This is a genomic window from Corallococcus sp. AB011P (assembly GCF_003611605.1).
In the GTDB taxonomy this organism is placed as follows: Bacteria; Myxococcota; Myxococcia; order Myxococcales; family Myxococcaceae; genus Corallococcus; species Corallococcus coralloides.
Genome location: NZ_RAVX01000012.1, coordinates 97,951 through 120,601 on the forward strand (window position 1 = coordinate 97,951; position 22,651 = coordinate 120,601).

A 22,651-nucleotide genomic window follows, 5' to 3' on the forward strand; every position below is an offset into this window, starting at 1 on the left:
GGTTCGAGCTTCGCGACGCGCAGGGCTCAGGCGGAGCGGTGCCCGCCGCGCTCCACACCGTGCAGCGTGAGGTTGCGCAGGGTGTCGTCGGCCAGCTCGAAGAGGCTGGCCTGCGCCTTCAGCAGCTGGTCGCGCGCCAGCTGCTCCAGCGCGTAGAACGGCGCCAGGGTCTCCAGCGCCTTGCGCACCCACTCCTCGTGCTGCGAGCGCAGCGGCCGCGCGGCGGCGTCCCCCTCCACGAACTGGCGGGAGTATTCGAGCGCGGAGCGCTGGGCGGCGATGGCCTGGTGCAGGGCGCCCCGCCCCAGGTCCATCAGGTGGGCATACGGATCGACTCTCTTCGCTTCGGTCATGGCGTTGCTCCTTCGGGTCAAGACAGGTGGGTGCTTCTAGAGGCGGTGGACGACGGCGCCCCCTTCGGCCGGCGACAGGTCCTCGTCACCGAACGCCTGGGGCCCGTTCGCCAAGGGCTGCGTCCACGGCGAGGTCTCCAGGGCGCGCTTCATGTCCCGGTAGCCGTCCGCCCGGCGCTCCGCGATGGAGGCGCGGGAGAACTCCGCGTCGCTGCTGGAGATCTGGTGCTCACCGCGCTGGTACGTCAGGTGGATGATGTCCAGCCGGGGCGCGGGCTTCGTCAGGGGCTCGTCGCTGAACGCGAGCGGCGAGGACGCGGACATGTGCCGCGTCACCCGGGTCGCGGTCCGGCGCAGGTTCCACACGGTCGCGAACTGGTCCACCTGCTGCGACGTGCGGCCCGCGAACTGGATGGACTTCATGCGCCAGCTCGCCTCGTCCAGGTTCCGAGGCAGCGGCGCGCGCGCCTCGAACAAATCAATCATGAAGACGAGGGAGTGCCGCTGGGGCGGGTCGTCCAGGATGGCGTTGAGCGGCGTGTTGGTGACGCAGCCGCCGTCCCAGTACAGCTCCCCGTCGATGAGGCTGGGCGGAAAGGCGGGCGGCAGCGCGCCGCTGGCGAGCACATGGTCCGGCCCCAGGGCGCTTCGCGTGTTGTCGAAGAACACCAGGTGGCCGTCGCTCACGCGGGTGGCCCCCAGGCTCAGCCGCGTCGCGCGGGAGTTGATGTAGTCGAAGTCCACCAGCCGCCGCAGCGTCGAGCGCATGGGCCGGGTGGAGTAGAAGCTCAGCGCCTCCGGCGAGCCCGGCGGCGCGAGCTGCGGGGGTATCGCGCGGGGCGCGTAGAAGCCGGGCTGGCCGAAGAGCAGGCTGGTCATGTGGCTGCCCAGGTTGAAGAGCTGGCGCAGGCGGCCCTTGAAGAGCGAGCCCCACTCACTGCCCGGCCAGGACACCTCGCGCCAGAACGCCTCCAGCCGCTCGAGCCGCTGCTCCGGGCGGTTGCCCGCGACCAGCGCGGCGGTGAAGGCGCCAATGGAGATGCCGGAGACCCAGTCCGGATGCAGGCCGGCCTCCTCCAGGGCCTGATAGGCCCCCACGTGGTAGGCGCCCAGGGCCCCGCCGCCTTGAAAGACGACGATGACCTGCGGGCGCTCCTGGGGTGCTTGCGGCTGTGTCATGGATGTCCTCTCGCGGGTGCTGCGGTGGAGTGCCGCCCCGGAGGAGCGGGGGGCTGATGGATCCCAATCCACCCTTCCCAGTCCCCCGCTCCCCGAGGCAGCGCTCCAGGGACGTCCGCGCCCGGGCGGTTGTGAATCCACGCCGGCTTTGAGGTCACGATTTTCACACCCGGCGAGCGTCCGCGTCCTTCAGGCGCAGCTTTCAACCCCTGGAGACAGACATGAGTGGACGCGTGGCAGTGGTGACAGGAGGAACGCGCGGCATTGGCGCGGCGAGCGCCGACGCCCTCCGGCAGCAGGGTTACCGCGTGGCGGTCACCTACTATGCGAATGAACAGGCGGCGCAGAACTTCACGGGGCGCACCGGCATCCCGACGTTCCGCTTCGACGCCGCCAACACCGCCCAGTGTGTCGCGGGCGTGAAGAAGATCGTCGAAGCGCTGGGTCCCATCGAGGTGCTGGTGAACAACGCCGGCATCACCCGGGACGCCATGCTGCACAAGATGACGTCCGAGCAGTGGAACGAGGTCATCCAGACGAACCTCACCTCGTGCTTCAACCTGTGCAACGTCGTGGTGGGCCCGATGCGCGAGCGTGGCTTCGGCCGCATCATCAACATCGGATCCATCAACGGGCAGACGGGCCAGCTGGGCCAGACGGCCTACGCGGCGGCCAAGGCGGGCATGCATGGCTTCACCCTGGCGCTGGCGCGCGAGGGCGCCGCCCGCGGCGTCACCGCCAACCTCATCGCGCCGGGCTACATCGACACGGACATGGTGCGCACCGTGCCTCCGGACGAGCTGGTGCGCATCCGCACGCGCATCCCCGTGGGCCGCCTGGGGCGCGCCGACGAAATCGCCCGCGCCGTGACGTTCCTCGCCTCCGACAAGGCCGGCTTCATCACCGGCTCCACGCTCACCATCAATGGTGGGCAGCACATGTACTGAAGGAGGCCGCGAATGAACGCATCCCTGGAGCCCATGCGGCGCGCCTTCCTGGAAGTCCTCCTCCGGCTGGCGATGGACCCCCAGCGGATGCTCGCGGCGGGAAGTGACGTGTGGGAACGCTCCCTGCGCGGGGGCGTCCCACCGGAGCCCGCCCCTTCCGCGCCGGACCGCCGCTTCCGGGACCCGGCGTGGAGGGAGCAGCCCTTCTTCGACGGCCTGCGCCGCGCGTACCTCACCGGCGCGGGCTGGCTGGAGGACCTGGTGGCCCAAGCGCCGGGCGTGGACCGGCACACGGCGCACCAGGCGCGCTTCTACGCGCGCCAGCTCACCGACGCCCTGTCGCCGTCCAACTTCCCCGCGCTCAACCCGGAGGTGCTCCGCGCCGCGCGCGAGTCCCACGGCCTGAGCCTGCTCAAGGGGCTGGAGGCGCTGTGCCAGGACCTGGCGCGAGGCCAGGGCCAGTTGGCGACGCGCATGACGGACCGGCGGACGTTCCGGCTGGGGGAGAACCTGGCCACCACGCCGGGCGACGTGGTCCATGAGGAGCGCCTGTTCCAGCTCATCCAGTACCGGCCCACCACGCCCACCGTCTACCGCCAGCCGCTGCTGGTGGTGCCGCCGTGGATCAACAAGTTCTACATCCTGGACCTGCGCCCGGAGAACTCGTTCGTCCGCTGGGCGGTGGAGCGCGGGTACACGGTGTTCCTCATCTCCTGGGTGAACCCCGACGAAACGCACGCGGACGTGGACTGGGAGGACTACCTCGTGCACGGACTGATTGCCGCGCTGGAGGCCGTCTCCCGCGCCACCGGCGAGGAGCGGGTCTCCACGCTGAGCTACTGCATCGGAGGAACGCTGCTGGCGTCGGGGCTCGCGTGGCTCGCCGCCCAGAATGATCCGCTCGTCGCCAGCGCGACGCTGCTCACCACACAGGTGGACTTCAGCGAACCAGGGGACCTGGGGGCCTTCGTCGACGCGCCGCAACTGGAGCGGCTGGAGGCCCACATGCGCGAGCGCGGCTATCTGGAGGGACTGGAGATGATGACCACCTTCAACCTGCTCCGGGCGAAGGACCTGGTCTGGCCCTTCGTGGTGAACAACTACCTGCTCGGCCGGGAGCCGGCCCCCAGCGACTTCCTCGCGTGGAGCACCGACCCCACGCGCATGCCCGCACGCGCGCACGCGACGTACCTGCGGGAGCTGTACCTGCACAACCGCCTGGTCCAGCCGGGCGCGCTGTCGCTCGCGGGCGTCCCCCTGGACCTGGGCCGGGTGAAGACGCCCCTCTACGTGCAAGCCTGCCGGGAGGACCACATCGCGCCCTTCCGCTCGGTGTACCGGGGAGCGAGGCACTACCGGGGTCCCGTGCGGTTCGTGCTCGCGGGCTCGGGCCATGTCGCCGGCGTCATCAACCCGCCGTCCGCGAACCGGTATCGCTATTGGGTCCCGAAGCCCCGTCCGGTCGCGTCATGCAGGAATGCAACCGCGTCACCTGGAAACGCACCTGCGTCCGCCCCAAACGCGGATGTGTTTGCGTCGCATTCAAACGCAGCCGCGTCTTCCCTGGACGCGGATGGAATTGCACCCCGCGGAAAGACGGATGTGATTGCGTCGACACCGGACGCATCTGCGTCCTTCGTGGACGCGGATGGGATTGCGTCGCACGCGGACGCGGATGCGTGGCTTCAGGACGCGGAGGAACACCCGGGGTCCTGGTGGACAGACTGGGAGTGCTGGCAATCCGAGCGCTCGGGAGAACGCGTCCCTGCCCGGATCCCCGGCGAGGGAGGGCTTCGCATCATTGAAGCGGCTCCGGGGCGCTACGTGCGCTCGCGCATCCTCCCGGAGTGAGCAGCGCGAGCCGTGCTCCGCCGGCCTGCCTGGCGGAGCACGGACCTGCGCTCAGCGGGGGCACGGCTCTTGCGAAAGGGTGGTCCGAAGGATTCCGTACGCGAGCTGGATGCGCTTTCTCACGTTGCAACTGGTCAACCGGAGCTGTTCAGCGATGTCGGCATAGGACATGTCCTGGAGGTAGCGCATCACCAGGGGCACCCTCAGATTGGCAGGCAGCGCCTCGATGCATTCGCGGACCGCCGCGGCGCTCTCGCTCCGGAGCAGGCCCGCGTCGGGCAGCAGCTCCTGGGACTGAGGCTCCGCCGACTCCAAGTCCTCCATCCACTCCTCGGCGTCGCCCCAGCGCTGGCGCTCGCGGTGGATGTCCATGCAGACGTTGTGGAGGATGCGGCCCAGCCAGGCCCTCGGGTTGAGGATCTTCCCGGGCGACACGTAGTTCTGGTGGGCCCGGAGCATCGCGGTGTCCACCGCGTCCTCCGCGTCCACCACGTTCCCTCCCATCAGCCGCAGCGCCTGCTGGAACAACGGCTCCTTGTGCTGCTCCCACACACGCCAGAAAGAGGGATTGGTGTTTTCTCTCACGGTTTCCAGTGCTCCAAAAGTGCATCTGGAAACGGTGCAGCGAGATGTCTGTGAACAACCCTTGAACAACTCCAAAAAGGGCAGCCCGGAAATCCACGGGAAATCACAAGCCGTAGCGGCCGGCGTCTTCCTGGCGTTCACCCCCCGAACGCATGGCGGAGCCAATGAGCGCGCGACAGGAAGCGGAGCAGGACACCCTCGAGGAAGAGAACCCCCTGAAGGAACACCTCGCACTCCAGTGGAGCAGGCAGGCGGGCGCGAGCTTCCCGAAGTTGTGGGTGGGTCATCTGGAGGGCGACGAGCGTGGCGTCTTCGCCAAGGTGCCCATCGCGGCGGGAGAAGAGGTGCTGCGGGTGCCGCGCGCGTGCCTGGTGACGCTGGACGTCGCGAGAGCGTCGGACATCGGCCGGCTCATCGCCGCGCACGCGCCGGACACGAGCGAGGAGTGCTACCTGGCGGCGTTCCTGCTCCAGGAGAAGGAGCGCGAGGACTCGGCCTGGAAGCCGTACCTGGACGTGTTGCCCCGGTCCTTCCCGCACCTGCCGCTGTTCTTCGACGCGCAGGAGCTGTCGCTGCTCCAGGGCTCCTCCGCGCTGCGCGAGGTGGCGCGGTGGAAGGAGCTGCTGCTCGCGCGCTACGCCATGCTGGCGCAGCGGGTGCCGGGCTTCGAGCGCTTCACGCCCGACGCGTACCTCTGGGCGCAGCACGTGTTGATCAGCCGCAGCTTCGGCCTGACGGTGGCGGGCAAGCTCACGCGGTGCTTCGTGCCGGTGGCGGACATGCTCAACCACCGGGCCTCGCCGCGCCTGGTGTGGGGCAACACGGAGGACGGTGAGGCCTTCGTGCTGGTGGCGCACGAGCCCGTGGCCGCGGGCGAGGAACTGCACATCAGCTATGGCATCAAGCCCAGCTGCCGGTTCCTGCTGAGCTATGGCTTCGTGCCGGAGGACAACCCGGATGACACGCTGGTGCTCTACCTGGGCGTGTCCGAGGACGCGGTGGAGGCGGAGGGAAAGCGGAAGCTGCTCGCGCTGGCGACTCCGCCGTCGCGGCGCCGCTTCGAGGTGCCGCTGCACTACGGGCATGCCTCCACGGTGGCGATGTTCTCCTTCCTGCGCGTGGCGTGCGCGAACGCGCGGGAGCTGGCCCGGCTCGCCGAGGAGGCCCGGGAGGAGCAGGGCCTGGGCGAAGTGCCACCGCTGAGCGCGGAGACGGAGGAGCGCGTCTTCCAGTACCTCCAGGACGTGTGCGAGGCGCGGCTCGCGGGCTTCGAGACGACGCTGGAGGAGGACGAGCAGTTGCTCCAGGGGGCGGACCTGTCGCGCAACGCGCGCAACTGCCTGCTCTTGCGGCGCGGTGAGAAGCGGCTGCTGCAGGCCTACGCGGGCCTCGCGCGCGCCTTCCTCCCCGCGCTGAGCCCCACCCCGCCCGGCCCCGCCGTGGGCGGATGAGCCGGCTTCATTCCCAGCCTTCAGGACGACAGGACATGACCATGGACAAGAAGATCATCGCGGTGGTGGGAGCAACGGGCGAAGAGGGAGGCAGCCTCGCGCGCGCCATCCTCGCGGACACGCAGGGAGGCTTCACGGTGCGCGCGCTCACGCGCAAGCCAGGCTCGGAGCTGGCGCGCCGGCTGGCGAAGCTGGGCGCGGAGGTCGTCGCGGCGGACGTGAGCGACGCGAAGAGCCTGAAGGCCGCGTTCACCGGAGCGCACGGCGCCTTCTGCGTCACCAGCTACTGGGAGAAGCCCGACCCGGAGCGCGAGCTGGCACAGGCGCGCACGCAGGCGCACGCCGCGAAGGAGGCGGGGGTGGCGCACGTCATCTGGTCCACCCAGGAGGACACCCGGCGCCTCATCCCTCCCGAAGACAAGCGGATGCCCATGCTCAAGGGGCACTACCGCGTGCCGCAGTTCGACGTGAAGGGCGCGAGCGATGCGTACTTCAGCGGCCTGGACCTGCCGGTGACGTTCGTGCGCACCTCGTTCTCGTGGGAGAACCTGCTGTCGTTCGGCTTGGGAGGAAAGCGCAACACCGACGGCACGTTCGACTTCGTGCTGCCCACGGAGGACCAGAAGCTGCCCGGCATCGCCACGGAGGACGTGGGTGGATGCGTCCACGGCATCTTCCAACGCGGGCCGGAGGCCTGGGCGGGCCGGACGGTGGGGCTGGCCAGCGAGCACCTGACGGGCGAGGAGATCACCCGGACACTGAAGCAGGTGCTGGGACAGGAGGTGCGCTTCCACTCCATGGAGCCGGAGGTCTACCGGACGTTCAACTTCCCCGGCGCGCCGGAGCTCGCGAACATGTTCCAGTTCATGCGGGACTTCTCTTCGGAGTACTGCGCCGTCAGGGACCCCGGGCTCACGCGCGAGCTGAATCCCCAGGTGCAGTCGCTGGCCCGGTGGCTCGAACGCAACAAGGCCCGCTTCGTGCGCGCGGCGTGACGGGCAGCAAGCCCTGCCTCCGAGTTTTCGGAGGCAGGGCGTCCTTCAGCCCGCGCGGACTTTCAGACCGAGATCTCCCGGCCTCCCCCACCCACCCCAGGAGGAGGCGGCGGAGGCCCCTTGTCCCAGCCATCCTTCCAGAAGAGCCCCATCGCGCCCTGGCAGCTGAGGAAGAACAGCGCGGGGGTGACGATCTGCTTGGGCAGGTACTTCACGAGCCCCTTGCCGAGGACCCAGCTGAACGCCGAGCCACCGATCAACTGCCCCACCTGCTGCTTCGTCCAGTCGAGGGTGTTCTGCTGAGCCTCGGGAGGCAGCGCGTTCCAGAGGGTCGCGACGAGCGCCGGATCGACGTTCAACCCCGAGGCGTACCGGAACCCGGCCTTCAGCGCCCGGGCCGTGAGCAGGTTGTGGTACTGGATCACCTGCTGCTGCTGGGGGCCCTGCAATCCCAGCTGCCCGAGCGTGCGAAGCCCACCGACGAACAGCTGGGGAGGCTTGCTCGCGAGGCCGTAGTAGATGCCCCAGAAGAAGGGATACTGCTTCTGCTTGTCGTCACCGCTCACGGTCATCGCTCCTTGGATGTGGGAGATTCCTCCCACAAAGAAGACGGTGAAGCCGCTCGCGCGTGAAGCTCGGACCGCCCGCCCACCCGCTCAATGCCGGTTAAAAATCCGGTGGAGCCGGTACTTGGCTTTCATTGGCTGCGTGTCGCCACGGACCGGGCACCAGGTGACAATGGACAGCTCATCCCCGCCGGAGCAGCTCGGCTCGCATTGCCTCCACCGCGTCCTTGGCCTCCTTCAGGCCCACGCCGTGCTGGTCGCGGTAGAGCTTGATGGCCTGGATGAGGTTGTTGTCTCGAACGGCGCGCTCGATGGCGTCGTTCGATTCCGAACCGGACACCTCACGGCGTTCCAGAGGCTCCATGCGCGCCCGGCCATCGCGCATCGCCTCCACGGCGTCCTTCGCCTCCTTCAGGCCGCAGCCATGAATCTGCCGGTAGAGCTTGATGGCGTTGATCATCTGCCCGGACTCGATCAACTCCGCGAGGCTCTTCTGCCCCTCCTCCGAAGACAACTGGGGGAGCGGCTCCGATGGCTGCTCACGATTGGAGGAGCGCAACCAGAAGCCCACGAGGGCTCCCATGACCACTGCGATCAACAGCAACACCAGGAATGACGGGGACATCTCACGAGCATACAGAACTGGGAGCCCAGGTACGCCTACCCGGGGACCCTCGCCCAGGCTCCGAAGGCCAGCTCCCCGATGTAGGTCGCACCCGCTTTCACGCGCTCCTCCGTGAGCCGCTGGTCGAGCGTATCCACATCGAGCTCCGCCTCCGTCGCCACACCGTGCTTCACGATTCGGGGCAACATGGCGCGGACGATGGCGCCCGTGGGATGCGCCTGCGTCGGCGTCTGCACGACGGCCACCGCCCGGACCTGCTCGACCGTGAGTCCCGCCTGCGTGAAGACCGACGCCAGGTCGAAGCCCATGTGGATGTTCGCGCCTTCGCGCTCCACCGTGCGCCAGATCCACTCACGCACCTTCACGTGAAGCGGCAAGGGCATGAGGCTCGCCGGTCCCCCCGTCGAGTCGTGCTCCTGGAAGACCATCAGCCCCCCGGGCTTCACGGCCCTCGCGAGCCCCCGCACGGCTTCAACGGCGTCCGTCTGGTACATGAGCACCCGCCGTCCCACGACCGCGTCGAACAGGCCCTGCTCTTTCGGAATCGCAAGGAGGTCTCCCTCCACGAACGTGACGTTCGACAGGCCCTGCTCCCGCGCCCTCACGCGGGCCAGCTCAATCGCCCCGGAATCGCGGTCCACGCCCACGACCTGCCCCTGCGTGCCCACCTGGCTCGCGGCCATGAAGGTCACGTCGCCCCTTCCACAGCCGACATCGAGCACCCGCATTCCCACCCGGAGTCCCGCGTCCGCCAGCAGCCTCTCCGTCATCGTCGCCACATTGTCCATGCGACCGACGGTAGGCAGCTCGCGCCGACCCCGGAAGGGCGTGGCTTCGGATGGCATCGGCGGATCTTTCGATCTGCCCACGGCTACGGGCCGCGGTCCGTCACGGCGCGGTCCAGATGGCGGCGATGCCCTCGTTCTGCGAGGCGCCGCCCGTGGTGTCGATGAAGATGGACCGGATGCGCTTGGAGGACTGGAACCCCACGAACTCGAAGGCATTGGCACCCGTATCGAGCACCGCGTCTTCGAAGACTTCCTGGGTGGCGTCCGTGAAGGTCAGGGTCACCTTGTGCTGGGCCACGCCGTTCGTGAGCAACTCCAGGCCCACGGCGGAGACGGGTCGCAGGAAGGCGATCTCGAAGTCGTCCTCACCGTTGGCGATGATCGTGGGCTTCACGGGCAGGGGATTCGTGTTGTTGCTGTGATTCCAGCCGGGCCCCATGAAGCAGAGCCAGCTGTTGGCATGAGGCGCCAGGACGTTGACGGTGGGCGCGCTGGAGCCCCACGGCAGGTCGGCGCCCGGCGGTGTATGGCCGCAGCTCGACCCCGCGCCTGAGGGATGGTCGGGATACGCGTCAAACGCGATCGCGGGGAACGCGAGCTGGGTGGCCCCAGTGGCCGCCGTGAAACCCGCCTGCTGGGTGAAGACCTGGGCGAGGCCCTCTTGCCGCGTGCCGAGCACCGCCGCCTCTTCGTCCTGCATCGGGGCGCCGCACGACATCAGGACTCCACAGCCAAGCACACACATCAACCTGAACATGTTCATCGCCGCTGCTCCTCTCACAATGTCTGAGCGTCCGGATGGCATGGCCTCCATCGCGGTCACTCCCTCGCCAGGTCAATGTCACATGCGTAGAAGCAGGCATCCACCATGCCCGGCCTGGGCGCCGCACCTTGAGCGTTGACCACGCGCGGCTGCGCGACCCGATCGAACCTCAACATCCCACCGGGCATGGCCACCTGAGCCGGCTGATTGAACCTCATCGCTGTTTGAAGGGCATTCCACCGGATCAGGTTGACCACCACACTCGCCTGCTGACCATGTGGAATCGAATACACGTAGCGGACCCCAGCCAGGTTCATCTGGTTGAGGCCTTGCTGGATCAACTGCGCGAGGAACCAGTTCAGGGATTGAGCACTGGGCATGTAATGCCCGGAGTTGTTGTCGAGTGAGGTCAGGTATCCCTGGGCGTTCGTCGAGAAACAACCGACAGCCAGCGCCTGGCCTCCCGCCAGCATGCTGCTGTGCTTCTTCCTCGTGGCCGCGCCCACGCCCCTCGCCCCTTCGTCCTGCGTGACAAGGACCCGGCCGTCCATTCCAACCGCGAAGAGCCCATTGTAATTGAGGAACTCCCGGGTGCTGCTCCAGAAGTGGCGATCCCTGGCGCGGACGATCTTCCCCCCCACGATCTCCACCTCGGCATGGGCTTGCCGAGCGGCATTGTAGTAGCGGACGTTGTCTTGAATGAGCCCCATCTGGTCCAGCCGTGAGAGGGCTTGATCCACCGTGAACGACGGAAAGTCACGGCTGCCCCCGCCATTGAAAGCCAGGTCAAACAGGTTCCGCGGAGCAACGTTGAGACGCATCGGCATGGAAGTCTCCCCCTCTGCAACACCCCCCTCGAAAACAGGATATCGGGTGTTCGTTGACTTCCAGCCTGAGGCAGCAACCCAGGCATTGCAAGAAGATCAAAACATAATGGAGACACTGGAAGGGCAGCTCCCAACCCATCCAGTCTGCTGGCTCAGGGTGATGATGAAACCCTGTCGGTCAAGTCCGCAGGACGGCGAGCTCGAAGTCGTCCTGCGTCCTGATTGCGTACTCAGGGCTCGCGGAAGCCGCCGCGCACCCACTCGTTGGCGACGTCCCGGGTGAACTTGAAGTTCACCGGCACGCGATGCTTCACGACGGTCGCGCCCGCGTCGTCGATGGCCGACAGCAGCGCGTGGGGTTCGTACTCGTCGGCCACCATCTCGAGCCGGACCTCGTACCAGCGGCCCTCCCAGGCGATGGAGAGCTTCTTGGTCATCGCCTGCTCGTGCTGTCGCGCGGAGCGATCCAGGACCTCCGAGGCCGTCTTCACGAAGGTCGCGAACGCCGTCGCATCGAAGGGCTTGGGATTCTTCTTGTCGCGGCCCATCACCCACGGGCTGATGAGGACGGGCTCGGAGAGCCCCTGCTTGCGGATCTCCACGGCCCAGCCGTCGTCGTCTTCGTTCTTGATGACCTTGGCCGTCCACCCGTTCTTCCGCCAGAACGTGGGCTCCATCACTTCGGGTTCGGCCGGCGTGCGCTCATTGCTCATGGCCGTTGCTCATACTCCCCCCCGGTGACACCTCGCCAGGACACAATCCTGGAACCGGATGCATCACGGCGGCCGTGCGGGTCTCCTATCCAGTCAGTGACCGCCTCTGCCAGCAAGGGAGCCCATCGATGACCTGTCTTCCCCGTGGTCTGGGAGTACTGCTGCTTGCCTGCCCCCTGCTGCTGACGGCCTGCGCCGACACCCAGGGGACACCGGATGCCGGCACGCCCCCTGTCGTGGGGTGGGATGGCACCTCCACCCCCATCGAGGAGAAGGGCGACTGGATTGACCGCGGCGTCTTCGCTCCCTGCGAGTTCACCCCTCCAGTCGGTACCCCGCTTGACTGCGACACCCCTGCCCTCTTCGACCTGTCGAAGTGCGACCTGGGGGCCCTCAGCACGGCGGCACGGCACGGCATCTACCAGACGGAGCTGCGCTCGACCTCCGGCGAGTACCCATGGGGCGGCGCCGGCATCCTGCTCCCGGAGGATGGCGGCGCCGGAACCCTGAACTTCACGCCCCTCACCCGGCAGCAGTTCGATGAGCGGGGCCTGTTCCTCGCGAACACCTTCACCACGACCCGGGGCGTGGTCACGAAGTATGCGCTGGCGGGCTGCGACGCTCCCGAACGCAACCACATCACCGGCTGTTATGCGTTTTGCAGCAACGGCGTGCTCGCGGAGAAGGGCACGTTCGACTCGGAGCGCATGACCTGGGGCCGCGGTGAGGCCGAGTCCTCCGGGGGCCTGGACCTCGTCTCCGAGTCCTTCGTCGGGCTTGGCTTTCCGGCGGACGTCTACGTGACGAAGAACCATGCCTACGTGGTGTCCATCCAGCTCAAGAACTACATGCCCTCGGGAGGTTTGACGGTCTTCGACGTCAGCGACCGCCGCCACCCCGTGCTGAAGAAGGTCATTGCCCTGCCGGACGACGGGTACTGGAACGCCGCATGGGCCAAGGACGACGTCCTCTACATCGCCACCCGCGCTTCCGGCGTCATCCTCTATGACATCTCGAATCCGGGGGACCCGACCTACCTCCGCAGCGTGCCCAGCGGCGCTCCCCTGGATGTGCACACCCTGTTCGTGGAGGGCAACCGGCTCTACGCCATGGCGCTGCGGCCCCAGCAGACGATCATCTTCGACATCACGTCACCGCAAGCCCCCGTCCTGCTCAACCGCTTCACCTTCTCGTCAGAGGAGTTCGTCACCAGCTATCCGCACGACGCCTTCGCTTACGAGGGCCGCCTCTACATCAACCACACGGACATCGGCTTCCTGGTCACCGACCCGAGCGACCCCATGCAGGTCAAGGAGCTGGGCCGGTACCACTACAACCGGCAATACAGCCATGCCAGCGCGGTGGGGACCTTCGCGGGCCGCACCATCGCGTTCGAAGGCAGTGAGCAGGAGGGCGCGCACCTTCGCGTGCTGGATGTCACCGACCCGGCCCACATCCAGCTCATCGCCGAGCACCGGCTGCGCCCCACCACCTCCATCCACAACATGATTTTGAAGGGCACCCGGCTGTACGTCGCCTGGTACCAGGAAGGCGTACGCGTGTTCGACGTGACCAATCCCACACGCCCCCAGGAGATTGCCTATTTCAACACCTATCGTGAGACCGACCCGAAGCGGTTGGGCTTCGTCTACGAGGGCGCCATTGGCATGCGCGTCCCGGGCGATGGGTATGTCTACGTGGTGGATACCGCGCGCGGGCTGCTCATCTTCAACGACCCCTGAGTGCGCGCAACGTGAGAGGGAGGGGCCTGCGCTCCTGAGACGATCGGGTCCCCTGGTCGTTGCATTCTGCTCATGCGGAGACGACGTGCGGACACTGAGCGTCCAGCGGAACAGGGCCTAGATCCACGGCGCAGTCAAGGAAGGAGGGCAGGCATCCGCTTGCCCTCCTTCGTGCACGGTCGGCACACCGCCCGAAGGAGGATCGAAGTGCAAGCTCCCTACATTGTCTCCCCATTCATGCAGGTGCGCAGACGCGCCATGGGTGCGCTCGCATCACTCGCGCTGGTCACCCCATGGCTCCCGCTTCAGCAGGCTCACGCGGAGCAACCGCCGCCGCCGTGCCATCCCAACCCGAATGCCAACGCGGATGTCGCCACCGTGGCCAAACGTGGAGACATCGTCGCGCTGCCCACGCCGCTGAAGGATCGGATCCTCCGGCTCGCAAGCCGGCCGCACACCTTCCTCCCCATGCAGGCCTACGCGGAGGCGGACACGCCAAGCCAGCTCTTCCAGTACTACCTGCTGGACACCAATGGCTTCGAGCGCAACGTCTTCGTCAGCATCATTCCCGGCGTCAATGACACCGCGATGCTGACGGCCACGGGCGGCAACTGCGGGCTGCCCACCATCGCGTCGGTACGGCTCGTCGTCGAGCCGAAGCCCGGGCTTCCCACCGACCCGAACAACGTCCGTGCCTTCATCGACGTCTTCACGGACATCTCCGGGCTCTTCGTCATCAACAACGAGAGCGGGTGGTACGAGGGCTGGATGATCCACGACCTGGTCGTCCCGCCGGTCGCGCCCGCGCGCCCTGACGGGCGTGCCCAGTTCGGCACGATGACCCCCGCCGATGCCGCGATGATGGCGAAGATCGGACACCACAACAATGTGCCCGGGAATCTCTTCACGACGGATGGGAAGGCCGTGCGGTTCCCGAGCGAGAACGATCGCTTCCCGTGGATCCAGAGCAACGTCGTCCCCATCCAGCTGAGCATGGGGGCGTACAACGCCATGCAGCAGCTGGATGTGCACAACTACTGGGAGTTCAACTACACCACGAACTGGGTCCACCCGCTCTACGAGCTGCCGTTCACCGGTGGCTTCCCCGACAAGATTGGGGCACCTCCTGACGCCTTCGAGGACGGGGAGATTGGCTTGCTGAAGTCAATCGTCCCGGGCTCGGGGCCCCTGGGCGTGAAGAACTTTCCGCAAGAGTATGGAGACAGCCCGTACCGCCCCCGCGATCCGGACCTCTTTGACGCGGACATCGAGTCCCAGCGGGAGTTCCGCCAGCGCTTCATCCCGAGCGGGCTCGCCAACGAAATCTTCCTGGATGTCTATGTCCGGCTGGCGTCGTTCATGCCCTGGGAGAAGAACCTGAACCGCCGCCTCTTCCAGGCCTACGCCCGGGAAGTCGCGAGGGTCGACCAGAATGGTGACGGCGTCGTCTCGGCCGCCGAGGGAGACGTCGACGCCGCCTCGGATGGCTTCGCGGACAACTCGCGGTTGTTCATCCCCGCCACGGCGTTCAATCGCTTCGCGGTGACTCGCGAGATCAACGATGGCTATCTGGCGCCTCGCTTCGCCCCCAGTCAGCGCGCCTGGCTGCTGACGGGCGGGCGCCAGGAGGTCAGTCCCACGGTAGACGCCTCCGCGGGTCGCGACGGCGACGACCGCTAGGCGACCCGAAGTCGCCCCGGTTCCGTGGCACTCCCCGCGGAGCGCCGCGGAACCGGCAGTACCTCCGGGGGAGGACCAGAACTTCTGGCGGGGTCGTCCGTTGAATGCCGCCATGGCCCACCTCGTCCCGTTTGCCCTGCGCGCGCTCCTGCCGCTGGGGTTCGCCGCCGTCTTCGTGATGTTGTCGCCCCAGGTCCTCGCGGCCCGTGCCACCACGCGCTCCCTGGGTGGCGAAAACCGCTACCTGACCCATGTCACCACCGACAAGCCGCTCTACCGCCCCGGGGAGCAGGTGCTGGTGCGGGGCCTGGTGCTGGAGGCCTTGAGCCGCAAGCCCTACGCGGGCTCACTCCAGGCGCAGGTGGAGGTGCGCGGCCCGAAGGGGGACGTCGTCACCACCAGCACGGCGTCCACGGCGGATGCCGTCTGGGGCTACGCCTGGCCCATCCCCGCTGGCCAGCCCGGCGGCGAGTACACCCTGCGCGTCACCTACCCGTGGACGGGCGCGGCCCCGGCGGAGCGGAAGTTCGACGTGCGCGCCTACCGGGCCCCCCGGCTCAAGTCCCAGATTGAGTTCCTCCGGGATGGCTACGGGCCGGGCGACACCGTCACCGCCACGCTGGACGTGAAGCGCGCGGAGGGCGGCGTGCCCGAGGGCGCGAAGGTGACGGCCAACGCGCTCGTGGATGGCGTCACCGTGGCGCAGGTGCCTTGCACGGTGGACACGAAGGGCCGCTGCACGGTGCGCTTCCCGCTGCCCGCGGCGATGGAGCGCGGCGAGGGCACGCTGGCCTTCACCATCGAGGACGGGGGCGTGGTGGAGTCCGCGGCGAAGACGATTCCCATCCTCCTCCAGACGCTGGACCTGGCCCTGTACCCGGAGGGCGGCGACCTGGTGGCGGGGCTCGCCTCGCGCGTCTACTTCGAGGCGCGCACGCCCGCGCGCAAGCCGGCGGACCTGATGGGCCGGGTGGTGGAGGTGGACAGCGGCCGGGTGGTCGCCCGCGTGAGCTCGGAGCACGAGGGCCGTGGCCGCTTCGAGCTGACTCCGCAGGCGGGGGTGCGGTACGCGCTGCGCATCGACTCGCCGTCGGGCATCCGGAAGAGCTTCCCGCTGCCGGAGGTGAAGCCGAGGGGCGCCGTCATCCGCGTACGCGAGGACGTGGTGCCGGCGGGCAAGCTGGTGCAGCTCGTCGTGGGCCTGAACAGCGTCGGCCGCGCGACGGTGACGCTGAGCCAGCGTGAGGTGCGCGTCGCTTCCGCGGTGCTGGGCGACGTGAAGGGCGGGCCGGTGACGCTGGATCCGGGCGAGGCGGACGGAGTGCTCGTCGCCACGGTGTGGGACCACGACGGGCGGCCCGTCGCGGAGCGGCTGGTGTTCCGCCAGCCCTCGAAGGAGCTGTCGGTGGAGCTGAAGGCGGACCGCACGCGCTACGTGCCCGGAGGCCCGGTGCGGCTCACGGCCCGGACGACGCGCGGTGGCCAGCCGGTCTCCGCGCTGGTGATGCTCACCGTGACGGATGACGCGGTGCTGGAGCTCCAGGAGAAGCGCGATCAGGCGCCGCAGCTCCCGGTCATGGTGCTGCTGGAGCCGGAGGTGAAGGAGCTGGCCGACGCGCAGCTCTACCTCGACGCGAAGAATCCGAAGTCCAAGCTGGCGGTGGACCTGCTGCTGGGGACGCAGGGCTGGCGGCGCTTCGCGCTGACCGACACACAGGGCTTCCTCGCCCGGCATGGTGACGCGGCGATGCGCGTGCTCGCGGTGCGCTGGCCGCAGGAGCCCGTCCGCAAGCCCCGGCCGTCGTCCATCAGCAAGGCCGGACGCGGCGCTGGCGTGGCGGGCATGCCGCGAATGGAGAAGCCCCTGATGGACCGGAACGTCGTGAACGAGGATGACGCCCTCGCCGGCCAGGCCGAGGGCGCGGTCGTCCCCCAGATGGCCCCCGTCGCCGCGGCGGCTCCGCCTCCCATGCCCCCGGCGGAGGCGGCCCAGGAGGTGGAGGCACCGGCCCCCGTGCTCCAGGTGGCGAAGGAGGAAGAGGCACCGATGGAGCGGAGGGCCCTTCGCGCGAAGAGGGACATGCGCTTCGACGACAAGCAGGTCATCCAGGGGCAGATGATCTACCTCCGCGAGTTCGCGCACACCGCGCGGCCCAACCGCAAGGCGGGAGACCGGGTCGACTTCGCGGAGACGCTCTACTGGAACGCCGGGGTGCGCACGGATGCCCGCACCGGCGAGGCTCGGGTGTCCTTCGCGATGAGCGACTCGGTGACGACGTTCAAGGCGTTCGCGGGAGCGGTGGGCGGTGACGGCGCGCTCGGTTCAGCGGTGGCGGAGCTGGAGTCCGTGCAGCCGTTCTACGCGGAGCCCAAGCTGCCGCTCGAGGTGACGTCGGGAGACGTGGTGCGGCTGCCGGTGGCGCTGGTGAACGGGACGGAGGCGCGGCTTTCAGGCGCGGGAGTGAAGGTGGACCTGAAGGGGGACGTGAAGGTCTCCGGCGGCCCCACGCTGGACCTGGCCTCGCAGGCGCGGGGCCGGCAGCTCTTCTCGCTGGAGATTGGCCAGGAGGCGCGGCCGGTGGACGTGAAGCTCACGGCGAGCGCGGGCGAGTACACGGACGTCGTCACCCGCACGCTGTCCATCAAGCCCCGGGGCTTCCCGGGCCGTGTGTCCTACGGCGGGCTGCTGTCCTCGAAGGCACCGGCGGCGCACCAGGTGGTGCTGCCCAGGAGCCTGGTGCCCGGCACCGTGCGGACGTCCATCGCCGTGTACCCGGGCCCGCTGGCCAACATGACGGAGTCGCTGGCCCGCCTCATCCAGGAGCCCTCCGGCTGCTTCGAGCAGACCAGCTCCACGACGTACCCCATGACGATGGCGCAGCAGTACTTCCAGACGCACACCGGCGTGAACCCGGAGCTGGTGGCGAGCGCGCGAGAGAAGCTGGAGCGCGGCTACCAGCGGCTGGTGGGCTACGAGACGTCCGAGAAGGGCTACGAGTGGTTCGGGCAGAGCCCCGGCCATGAGGCGCTGACCGCGTTCGGCCTGCTGCACTTCACGGACATGCGCCAGGTGCGCGACGTGGACACCGCGATGATGGAGCGCACGCGCGAGTGGCTGCTCCAGCAGCGGGACGGCCAGGGCGGCTTCAATCGCAAGCGCCGCGCGCTGCACGTGTGGGTGGAGGACCCGGACACGTCGAACGCGTACATCGTCTGGACGCTGCTGGAGAGCGCGGGCCAGCCGGCCTCGCAGGCGAAGGAGTTGTCGCGCGAAGTGGCCTCGGTGAAGGCCGCCGCGGCGAAGAGCACCAACAGCTACGTGGTGGCCCTGGCGGCCAACGCGCTGGCGCTCGCCGGTGACACCGCCGAGGCCCGGAAGCTGATGGGCCGGCTCTCCTCCGCGCAGGGGCAGGACGGCGTGGTGGGCGGCGCGACGCAGTCCATCGTGGGCAGCTCCGGAGAGACGCTGAACATCGAGGCCACCGCGCTGGCGGCGCTGGCCTGGATGCGCGACCCCGCCTACGTGGGCAATGTGGAGCGCGCGATGAAGTTCCTCGCGGAGTCCAGCGACGGTGGCCGCTACGGCGCGACGCAGAGCACGGTGCTCGCGCTGCGCGCCATCATCGCCTACGACAAGGCGCGCGCGTCCAAGCTCACCCCGGGGCTGGTGCGCGTCTACGTGGATGGCCGTCCGGTGGGCGAACCGGTGCGCTTCGACGGCTCCTCCCAGGAAGCCCTCAAGCTGCCCGACGTGAGCGCGCTGCTGGGCACGGGCGAGCGCCGCGTGGAGCTGCGGATGGAGGGAGGCGCGGAGCTGCCGTACTCGGTGGAGGTCACCTACAACATGCTGACGCCGGACAGCTCCAAGGACACGGCGGTGACGCTGGAGGTGGCGCTGGCGAAGACGGCCCTCACCGAGGGTGAGCCCACCGAGGCGCGGGTGGTGGTGGCCAACCGCACGGGCCAGCGGCTGCCCACGGCGGTGGCCATCTTCGGCGTGCCGGGTGGACTGGAAGTGCGGCACGACCAGCTCAAGGAGCTGGTGAAGCGGCAGGTGGTGGATGCATATGAGGTGCTCGGGCGCGACGTCGTCCTGTACTGGCGTGGCATGGAGCCCCACAAGCGCATCGACGTGCCGCTGTCCCTGGTGGCCGCGGTGCCCGGCACCTACACGGGCCCGTCCAGCCGCGCGTACCTGTACTACGCGGACGAGCACAAGGTGTGGAGCGAGGGCGTGAAGGTCTCCATCGCACCGAAGCCGTAGCCGGACGGAAACGGCCGGGCCTCCGACCAGGGCTCGGTGGGCTTGACGGTATAGGCAGACATAACAGCCCCTGCTCACGTCCATGACCCACCGGTCCCAGCCCTCCCGTCCTCCCCAGTCTGGACGCGCCCTCTTCGTGGCGCTCGCCCTCCTCCCGCTCGCCACCGCTTGTGGTGACGAGGAGCCCGTCGAGAAGCCCGGCCCCGTCGAACCCCAGGCCGATGCGGGCGGGCGGGATGCGTCCACCGCGACTCCCGACGCCTCATGTGCCGACGCCACCTGCGATGGGGGGACGACCGTCCAGGAGCCCCCCGACGCGGGCCCCGCGGAGGGTGGTGCCACGGATGCCGGCGCGGTGGATGGCGGCGCTCCGGATGCCGGCCCAGACGTGCCCCTGCCCCTCCCTGTCGACCTGCGCGCGCCGTCCGAGCTGCTCGTGCGCGGCGACGACTTCACGGTCCTGCGTGTGGGCGTCGAGCGGCGCGAGGGCTTCACCGGCCCCGTTACCCTCGCCATTCGCGGCCTGCCCTCCGAGGTCTTCGTGGCCGACCGTTGGGTGTCGGCGGACACGAACGCGGCGGCGCTGGTCGTGAGTGTGTCCGGGCGCGTCGGCCCGAGGACCCGCCTGGACGCCACGCTGGTGGCCACGGCGGAGGGCCGGTCCACCTCGCGGCCGTTGCGGATGTTGGTCGCGGGCCCCTCCTTCACGCTGGACCCCACCTTCCCCGTGGCGCCCCTGGGCTGGACGGATGGGTCGCGGTTCTTCGACGTGCTGGCGGACGGCAAGCTGCTCACGGCCTATCCCATCGCCAGTGCCTCCTGGCCAGGCCCCCAGGGCTTCGTGCTGGAGCGACACCATGCGGACGGCATCCCGGACCTGACGTTCGGGATGCTCGGGTCGGTAACGCACACGCGTCCGGCAGTGTCACGCATGCTTGCGTTCAAGACCCTGCCCACGGGAGGAAGCCTCGTGGCGGGCGCCGCCGCCGACTGCCACGACGGCGACAACGCGACTCCCTGCACCATTCTTGTCTCGCGCCATCTCGCCACGGGCATGCTCGATACGAGCTTCGGGGATGAGGGCGTCGCGTCGACGCGCTTCAATGCCGCTTCCCGTTCCCTCGTGAAGCTCCTCGTGGACGAGGTGGGCCGGGTGTCGGTGGCCCTGACGTACTACGACCCGACCCAAAGCGGCCCCTACGTCTACGCCGTGCAGCGGTGGGAGGCGGATGGCAGGCCCGTCGCGGGGTTCGGGACGGAGGGGCGGGCAACGTAGGCCTCGTCCGATTGGACGTCCGGCTGAGCTCCGTGTCTGGCTTCATCCGCGAGCCGAATGGCTGTCTGCTCGCGAAGACGGTGCCGGAGCCGGGGCTGGTCCGCTTCTGGCCGTGACGCCCCGCTATTCCGCGAGCCGAGACAGCGCGTCGAACAGGGGATCCTCGACGTAATGAATCGCTTCGTGGAAGGACTCGGACCTCAGTCCCGGCCAGGCACCGATCCACTGGTAGGGACTGAGCCAGACCGAGCCCTTCGCGTGGTCCAGGCGCAGCGCGCCCATCAGGCCCCGCTTCCCCTGCATCACGTTCACGTGCACCACGCGCAAGGTGCCGCTGGAGACCCTTCCCAGGAGCCCTCCGGAGGCATCTCGCGCGGAGAGGTCGTGCTCCGACGGCTCCAGATGCATCAGGGGGTCCTTGCAATAGGTCGAACCGTGAGCATCCACCTTGAAGACCAGGAAGAGGATTCCGAACAGGCCGAAGAGGAATCCGAACATGAACAACCCGGTCGCGAAGGCCATGACGTCGAGCCCCGGCCAGCCTTGCGACAGTCCAAAGCCCACCGAGCACACGAGGGTCAACGGACCGACGGTCTTCAGTGCCGCCAGAAAGAAGCGCGCGGAGTTCAGCTGCCACAAGGTGTAGCGCTGGCGTTCACGGGTGGAATCCATCTCGCTACGATAGAACGGGGGCCCCTTCCCGCGCCGCTCCCTTGAGATGATCCATCCCGATTCCGCCGTCATGGCCCTGCTGGCCCGCGTCTACGACTCGCGCAACAGCTTCTTCGATGCGAAGGGCCGCTACAGCCACCGGATCCCCTCCACCTTCACGGAAGCGGAGCATCAGCAACTGCGGGACGCCGGTCTGGTGCCTAATGTCTTCATCCAGTGGGGACATGACGAAGCCATCGACAAGCTGCGCCAGTCCGCCACGAAGGTCGACCTGCGCCCGGCGGCCGATGCCTTCGTGGCTTCGCTGGTATCCGCCGATTTCGCCTGGTTGACCGTGCTGCCCGCCGCCGTCCTCGGGCGCGCCATGCCGGTCCACGCCGAGGAGTCCATGCGCGGCGGCAGCTGCCGCGTCTGCTTCTTCGAGGCAGGCGCCATCGACACCACCCAGGCCGCGTACTTCCGTCACCTGGAGGGCGCGGGCTGGGGCGACGCCCAACCGGTCAACGGTGTTCTCGCCTTGAGCGCCGCCATCGACAGCCCGCCCTCCTCCTGGCCCAAGCCCACACCGCGGGATGTCTGGGTGTTCCATCAGGTGCTCGACCTGCTGCGCGGTCTGCCCCCCACTGCGCGCTACAGCCAGGCGCGCACCGCGCTCCACAAGGCCGGGCTCCTGAGCACCAACCGTCCCTCGCGCTGCGGGACCGTGCTGGAGGCGCTCGCGTTCATCGGCATCCTCCAGACACCCGAGCACCCGGGCCTGATGACCCGCTTCACGCCCGCCATCGAGCGCGACCGCCGACCCTCGGTACGCGTGGAGGTGCCGGCGCCGCTGGCGTGGTGGTCGGCGAAGGAGGGCCTCCAGGAGACGCTCCTGGCCACGCTGTTCGGCCATCTCGAGCGGCCGAAGGCGGAGCCCACCCCTCCAACAGCAACGCCCACCGCACGCCGCAAGACGGCCAGCCCGGCCGGCCCCCGGCCCAAGTCCATCACCGGCCCTCCGACGCCGGGCAGTGTGTACGCCATCCGCTTCCGCGAGGACTTGTGGGGTGCCGCCTATTGCCATGAGGTGCGCACCGACGGCCGGGGCATTCCGCGAGGCCGGATGGAGTACCTCGACCTGCTCTCCCCCACTCCGCCCACGGCGGATCAGGTGGCGGGTATCGGCTTCCGGGATCGTCTGAATGGCGAGCGCTGGCAGACCTGGTGCGGAGGTCTCGACAAGACCACCGGGGTCAAACGCATCGCGGTGGACGTGCCTGCTCCCGCGCACCGCCAGCCCGTGCCGGAGCGCATCCCCACGGGAGGCGCGAGCGACCTGCTGCACCTTGCCCAATGGAACTTCAAGTTCTGACCGCAACTTCCGCGCGCGGTCCG

At 68.6% G+C, this 22,651-nt stretch carries 19 protein-coding genes; 9 read left to right on the forward strand and 10 right to left on the reverse strand.

Annotated elements, in window-relative coordinates; genetic code table 11:
- Positions 1-26 precede the first annotated feature (26 nt).
- A complete protein-coding gene (locus D7X30_RS26620; RefSeq protein WP_120565779.1) occupies positions 27-353 on the reverse strand; it encodes a hypothetical protein in 327 nt (108 codons plus the stop codon).
- 36 nt (positions 354-389) lie between these two features.
- Complete coding sequence (locus D7X30_RS26625; RefSeq protein ID WP_120565780.1) at positions 390-1,532, reverse strand: patatin-like phospholipase family protein; 1,143 nt, start codon at positions 1,530-1,532, stop codon at positions 390-392.
- 221 nt (positions 1,533-1,753) lie between these two features.
- Here D7X30_RS26625 and phbB point away from each other — a divergent pair, with 221 nt between their 5' ends.
- Together phbB and D7X30_RS26635 are read left to right on the forward strand one after the other, a co-directional pair.
- Positions 1,754-2,479, forward strand: a complete 726-nt coding sequence (gene phbB, locus D7X30_RS26630; RefSeq protein WP_120565781.1) for an acetoacetyl-CoA reductase — start codon at positions 1,754-1,756, stop codon at positions 2,477-2,479.
- A 12-nt stretch (positions 2,480-2,491) separates the two neighbouring features.
- Positions 2,492-4,330: an alpha/beta hydrolase gene (locus D7X30_RS26635; protein WP_120565782.1), complete on the forward strand. Its 1,839-nt coding sequence runs from the start codon at positions 2,492-2,494 to the stop codon at positions 4,328-4,330.
- A gap of 51 nt (positions 4,331-4,381) precedes the next feature.
- On the opposite strand, the gene D7X30_RS26640 is transcribed toward D7X30_RS26635, so the two are convergent.
- Positions 4,382-4,915 carry an RNA polymerase sigma factor gene (locus D7X30_RS26640; protein WP_147443320.1) on the reverse strand — a complete coding sequence of 178 codons (534 nt, stop codon included), beginning with the start codon at positions 4,913-4,915 and terminating at the stop codon, positions 4,382-4,384.
- A 164-nt stretch (positions 4,916-5,079) separates the two neighbouring features.
- Between D7X30_RS26640 and D7X30_RS26645 the strand changes: the two genes are divergently transcribed.
- Together D7X30_RS26645 and D7X30_RS26650 are read left to right on the forward strand one after the other, a co-directional pair.
- A complete protein-coding gene (locus tag D7X30_RS26645) occupies positions 5,080-6,366 on the forward strand; it encodes an SET domain-containing histone-lysine N-methyltransferase (RefSeq protein WP_158619397.1) in 1,287 nt (428 codons plus the stop codon).
- Positions 6,367-6,401: 35 nt separating this feature from the next.
- Complete coding sequence (locus D7X30_RS26650; protein ID WP_199724554.1) at positions 6,402-7,361, forward strand: NmrA/HSCARG family protein; 960 nt, start codon at positions 6,402-6,404, stop codon at positions 7,359-7,361.
- A 62-nt stretch (positions 7,362-7,423) separates the two neighbouring features.
- Here D7X30_RS26650 and D7X30_RS26655 read toward each other — a convergent pair whose 3' ends face one another.
- The 6 genes from D7X30_RS26655 to D7X30_RS26680 all read right to left on the reverse strand — a co-directional run bounded on the left by D7X30_RS26655 (position 7,424) and on the right by D7X30_RS26680 (position 11,643).
- The gene (locus tag D7X30_RS26655; protein WP_147443321.1) at positions 7,424-7,927 is read right to left on the reverse strand and encodes a hypothetical protein; all 504 of its coding nucleotides are present in this window, start codon (positions 7,925-7,927) and stop codon (positions 7,424-7,426) included.
- 181 nt (positions 7,928-8,108) lie between these two features.
- The gene (locus D7X30_RS26660) at positions 8,109-8,552 is read right to left on the reverse strand and encodes a hypothetical protein (protein WP_120565892.1); all 444 of its coding nucleotides are present in this window, start codon (positions 8,550-8,552) and stop codon (positions 8,109-8,111) included.
- 35 nt (positions 8,553-8,587) lie between these two features.
- Positions 8,588-9,397 carry a class I SAM-dependent methyltransferase gene (locus tag D7X30_RS26665; RefSeq protein WP_120565786.1) on the reverse strand — a complete coding sequence of 270 codons (810 nt, stop codon included), beginning with the start codon at positions 9,395-9,397 and terminating at the stop codon, positions 8,588-8,590.
- A 43-nt stretch (positions 9,398-9,440) separates the two neighbouring features.
- A complete protein-coding gene (locus D7X30_RS26670; RefSeq protein WP_147443322.1) occupies positions 9,441-10,058 on the reverse strand; it encodes a hypothetical protein in 618 nt (205 codons plus the stop codon).
- Positions 10,059-10,159: 101 nt separating this feature from the next.
- Positions 10,160-10,930, reverse strand: a complete 771-nt coding sequence (locus D7X30_RS26675) for a hypothetical protein (protein ID WP_120565788.1) — start codon at positions 10,928-10,930, stop codon at positions 10,160-10,162.
- 230 nt (positions 10,931-11,160) lie between these two features.
- The gene (locus tag D7X30_RS26680) at positions 11,161-11,643 is read right to left on the reverse strand and encodes a hypothetical protein (RefSeq protein ID WP_120565789.1); all 483 of its coding nucleotides are present in this window, start codon (positions 11,641-11,643) and stop codon (positions 11,161-11,163) included.
- A 128-nt stretch (positions 11,644-11,771) separates the two neighbouring features.
- On the opposite strand from D7X30_RS26680, the gene D7X30_RS26685 reads away from it, so the two are divergent.
- From D7X30_RS26685 to D7X30_RS26700, 4 genes are all read left to right on the forward strand, one after another.
- Positions 11,772-13,385: an LVIVD repeat-containing protein gene (locus D7X30_RS26685; protein ID WP_120565790.1), complete on the forward strand. Its 1,614-nt coding sequence runs from the start codon at positions 11,772-11,774 to the stop codon at positions 13,383-13,385.
- Between the two features lie 207 nt (positions 13,386-13,592).
- Positions 13,593-15,065, forward strand: a complete 1,473-nt coding sequence (locus D7X30_RS26690) for a hypothetical protein (protein ID WP_199724555.1) — start codon at positions 13,593-13,595, stop codon at positions 15,063-15,065.
- A 112-nt stretch (positions 15,066-15,177) separates the two neighbouring features.
- Positions 15,178-19,329 carry an MG2 domain-containing protein gene (locus D7X30_RS26695; protein ID WP_120565791.1) on the forward strand — a complete coding sequence of 1,384 codons (4,152 nt, stop codon included), beginning with the start codon at positions 15,178-15,180 and terminating at the stop codon, positions 19,327-19,329.
- Between the two features lie 136 nt (positions 19,330-19,465).
- Positions 19,466-20,605: a hypothetical protein gene (locus tag D7X30_RS26700; protein WP_120565792.1), complete on the forward strand. Its 1,140-nt coding sequence runs from the start codon at positions 19,466-19,468 to the stop codon at positions 20,603-20,605.
- A 123-nt stretch (positions 20,606-20,728) separates the two neighbouring features.
- On the opposite strand, the gene D7X30_RS26705 is transcribed toward D7X30_RS26700, so the two are convergent.
- On the reverse strand, positions 20,729-21,277 hold the full coding sequence (locus D7X30_RS26705; protein ID WP_120565793.1) for a hypothetical protein: 549 nt from the start codon (positions 21,275-21,277) through the stop codon (positions 20,729-20,731).
- Between the two features lie 70 nt (positions 21,278-21,347).
- Here D7X30_RS26705 and D7X30_RS26710 point away from each other — a divergent pair, with 70 nt between their 5' ends.
- Positions 21,348-22,628 (forward strand): hypothetical protein, encoded by a 1,281-nt coding sequence (locus D7X30_RS26710; protein ID WP_233591795.1) that lies wholly within the window; start codon positions 21,348-21,350, stop codon positions 22,626-22,628.
- Positions 22,629-22,651 lie beyond the last annotated feature (23 nt).

Excerpts from the sequence above, each read along its gene's own strand:
- D7X30_RS26620 (WP_120565779.1), bottom strand. The coding sequence starts at position 353 with ATGACCGAAGCGAAGAGAGTCGATCCGTATGCCCACCTGATGGACCTG.
- D7X30_RS26625 (WP_120565780.1), bottom strand. The coding sequence starts at position 1,532 with ATGACACAGCCGCAAGCACCCCAGGAGCGCCCGCAGGTCATCGTCGTC.
- phbB (WP_120565781.1), top strand. The coding sequence starts at position 1,754 with ATGAGTGGACGCGTGGCAGTGGTGACAGGAGGAACGCGCGGCATTGGC.
- D7X30_RS26635 (WP_120565782.1), top strand. The coding sequence starts at position 2,492 with ATGAACGCATCCCTGGAGCCCATGCGGCGCGCCTTCCTGGAAGTCCTC.
- D7X30_RS26645 (WP_158619397.1), top strand. The coding sequence starts at position 5,080 with ATGAGCGCGCGACAGGAAGCGGAGCAGGACACCCTCGAGGAAGAGAAC.
- D7X30_RS26650 (WP_199724554.1), top strand. The coding sequence starts at position 6,402 with ATGACCATGGACAAGAAGATCATCGCGGTGGTGGGAGCAACGGGCGAA.
- D7X30_RS26660 (WP_120565892.1), bottom strand. The coding sequence starts at position 8,552 with ATGTCCCCGTCATTCCTGGTGTTGCTGTTGATCGCAGTGGTCATGGGA.
- D7X30_RS26665 (WP_120565786.1), bottom strand. The coding sequence starts at position 9,397 with ATGCCATCCGAAGCCACGCCCTTCCGGGGTCGGCGCGAGCTGCCTACC.
- D7X30_RS26670 (WP_147443322.1), bottom strand. The coding sequence starts at position 10,058 with ATGTCGTGCGGCGCCCCGATGCAGGACGAAGAGGCGGCGGTGCTCGGC.
- D7X30_RS26675 (WP_120565788.1), bottom strand. The coding sequence starts at position 10,930 with ATGCCGATGCGTCTCAACGTTGCTCCGCGGAACCTGTTTGACCTGGCT.
- D7X30_RS26680 (WP_120565789.1), bottom strand. The coding sequence starts at position 11,643 with ATGAGCAATGAGCGCACGCCGGCCGAACCCGAAGTGATGGAGCCCACG.
- D7X30_RS26685 (WP_120565790.1), top strand. The coding sequence starts at position 11,772 with ATGACCTGTCTTCCCCGTGGTCTGGGAGTACTGCTGCTTGCCTGCCCC.
- D7X30_RS26695 (WP_120565791.1), top strand. The coding sequence starts at position 15,178 with ATGGCCCACCTCGTCCCGTTTGCCCTGCGCGCGCTCCTGCCGCTGGGG.
- D7X30_RS26705 (WP_120565793.1), bottom strand. The coding sequence starts at position 21,277 with ATGGATTCCACCCGTGAACGCCAGCGCTACACCTTGTGGCAGCTGAAC.
- D7X30_RS26710 (WP_233591795.1), top strand. The coding sequence starts at position 21,348 with ATGGCCCTGCTGGCCCGCGTCTACGACTCGCGCAACAGCTTCTTCGAT.